The organism is Streptomyces pseudogriseolus (assembly GCA_002154585.1).
Taxonomy (GTDB): Bacteria; Actinomycetota; Actinomycetes; order Streptomycetales; family Streptomycetaceae; genus Streptomyces; species Streptomyces pseudogriseolus.
Genome location: MUNG01000758.1, coordinates 1 through 876, shown reverse-complemented (window position 1 = coordinate 876; position 876 = coordinate 1). Strand labels below are relative to the sequence as shown.

The following is an 876-nucleotide window of genomic DNA, read 5'->3' as shown; positions in this document are numbered from 1 at the left end:
CACCCGGACCGACGGCCGGTGCGCCGCCCACGGGCGCCTGGCCCAGGGCGCTCAGCTTCCACCGGCCGTCGGTCCGGGTGAGTTCGCCGAGCATGCGGCTGTCCTTGTCCGTGCGCGTCCCGTCGGACGTCTCGACGGTGACGCGCAGGGCGACCAGTACCCGGGCTCGGCCGGCGCGGTCGTCGAGTTCGGTGACCGCGCCGGACAGCACCCGGGCCGTGCTGACCGTCTGCGCCTCCCGCACCCGCTCGGCGAAGTCGGCTCTGCCGGAGCTGAGTTGCTCGTGCAGTTCCCCGGTCGTCGACGCCTCCCAGAGGTCGAGTCCCTGGTCCAGGTCACGATGGTCGAGCGTGTTGAGGTTCTGCACGGCCTGTTCTCCCGCGGCGAGCGCCTCGTCCCGCTGCACCGCGTAGGCCGCCCGGTCGTCGTGGGCCGCCCCGTACCAGTCCTGGCCCGCCCACGCGGCGAAACCGCCGGCGACGAGGGCGAGGGCGAGAGCGGGCGCGTGCGGCGTCCGGAAGCGGCTCGCCGTGAGGCGGCGGACCGGTCGATCCATGGGGTGCTCCAGTCTCCCGCGCATGGTCAGCGGGCCTTGATGTCGACGATCCGCCACCGGTCGTCATCGAGTCGTGCCGTGACCGTGAGCTGCGCCGCCGCGACGGTGGCCGTGCCCTCGCCCCGGCGGGAGGTCTGGTCGAGGAAGACCAGCAGACGGGCCCGGTCGCCTTCGAGTTCGACCACACCGGTGCGGACGGCGCGGGTGCTCAGGGTGACGCGCTGCGCGGTGAGGTCCTCGCGGACGCGGTCGAAGAGGGTCGCGTACTGGCGGGCGGCCCGCCCGTCGAGGACGGTGCGCGCCGAGCGCTCGGCGGCGGC

General features: G+C 74.7%; 1 protein-coding gene and 1 pseudogene. Both read right to left on the bottom strand.

All coding sequences use genetic code 11. The features are described from left to right. A partial coding sequence (locus tag CCN29_RS34595) for an Rv1363c family protein (RefSeq protein WP_086686363.1) occupies positions 1-556 on the bottom strand: 556 nt, incomplete at its 3' end. 26 nt (positions 557-582) lie between these two features. Beyond that, positions 583-876: pseudogene (locus CCN29_RS34590) on the bottom strand (hypothetical protein); the annotation flags it as partial.